Annotated in this window: 1 protein-coding gene and 1 tRNA gene; both read right to left on the reverse strand. The window is 40.2% G+C overall.

Translation table 11 applies throughout. The features are described 5' to 3' along the window. Positions 1–563: 563 nt before the first annotated feature. Positions 564–651 (reverse strand) — tRNA-Ser (locus NXH67_RS09200). Positions 652–776: 125 nt separating this feature from the next. Continuing rightward, positions 777–1334, reverse strand: a complete 558-nt coding sequence (locus NXH67_RS09205; protein ID WP_272797200.1) for a Fe-S-containing hydro-lyase — start codon at positions 1332–1334, stop codon at positions 777–779. Between the last annotated feature and the right edge of the window lie 219 nt (positions 1335–1553).

The raw sequence follows: 1553 nt of genomic DNA on the forward strand, positions 1-1553 counted from the left end.
AAAAGCTTGGCTTTAATGTTCTGTCCGTTATTACTTTTGGTTTGTTAATTCTGAATAATTCTCTTGGAATTTTTCAGGGTTGCATTACTGTTTATTTGTCAAGGTACTTGTCGCTGCAGCTCTCAGCCGCAACTCATTTAGGATATCATGGTTTCAAATCTTTGTCAACAACTTTTTGAAGTTTTTTAAAAAGTTTTTTTGAAGCCATTTTAGAAATCGCTTTATTCTGCGGTTTCTTGCCCCTCTCACAAGCGGGCAAAAGTTATTATAGCAAAGCACAATATCAAATGCAACACCTTTTTTTGGAAATTTTTTATAAAATTAAAACACTACAAAATCTTGGAGAAGGACTCGATCATTCCTACTATTTATAGTGGTTTTATCCGGAAGCTTTACACTTAATTTATAAATTGTTTCTGAATCATACGCACTATTATAGAAGAAAAGTCCATACTTAATATCTATGGATCAAGTTCTCCGAGCATCCAATTATTTCATTTTCCAATAAGTCACAGCAACAAAAAACTCCCGAGGACCTAAGTCCTCAGGAGTTATGTGCTAAACGGAGAAAGCGGGATTTGAACCCGCGCACCGCGTTAACGGTCTACACCCTTAGCAGGGGCGCCTCTTCAGCCACTTGAGTATTTCTCCATGTCTGAATCCCTCTACCAATATGCGGTTGTGAATTCATGCGTCTTTGGTCAAATCATCAGACGCAAAAATAATTATACAAAGCACTGACGGCTTTGTCAATTGTTTTATTCAAAGTAATTGAATCAGACTTCTTCATTGTTGAATTCGCGGATTGCAGACTCATAAAGGTTATTGCCCTGACAGTCGATTACCACTATAGCGGGGAATCTCTCAACCTTAAGCTTCCTGATTGCTTCTGTCCCCAGATCATCATAAGCAACTACTTCCGATTCCACTATTGCTTTGGATAGAAGCGCTCCTGCGCCGCCTATGGCAGCCATGTATACCGATCCGTTCCTTATGATGGCATCTATGACAGCCCGAGATCTCTTGCCCTTACCTATCATTCCGCCAAGGCCAAGATCAAGGAGCCTTGGAGCATACTTGTCCATTCGGCTGGCAGTTGTGGGTCCGGCTGAGCCTATGGGGCGACCCTCTCTTGCAGGCGAAGGTCCCATATAGTATATGAGATTTCCCTCCATATCTATAGGAAGATCATCTCCCCTTTTCAGTGCTTCATCCATTCTTTTGTGTGCAGCATCCCTGGCAGTATATATGGTTCCGGATATATATACCATATCTCCGGCCCTTAGCTGCGATGCTGTATTCTTATCTATAGGAGCAAGAATCTCTCTTTCCATTATAAACCTCTTACTATCTAATAATATGATGTAGGTGTCAAAAGTATCTTTTGACACCATATGATATACGAATTGCTACATGACTATCGTCATTCTCGCAATTCTACAAATATTCGGAAACCGCTAATTTACTGCGTAAATTGCTAATTCCTCATATTTGTTTGGGCCATAAAGTCAAAATGCTTAACATGCCAGCATGTACGCATTTATGACTTTTGG

Origin of the sequence: Butyrivibrio sp. DSM 10294 (genome assembly GCF_028539135.1) — a bacterium.
GTDB lineage: Bacteria > Bacillota > Clostridia > Lachnospirales > Lachnospiraceae > Butyrivibrio.

Excerpts from the sequence above, each read along its gene's own strand:
- NXH67_RS09205 (WP_272797200.1), bottom strand. The coding sequence starts at position 1,334 with ATGGAAAGAGAGATTCTTGCTCCTATAGATAAGAATACAGCATCGCAG.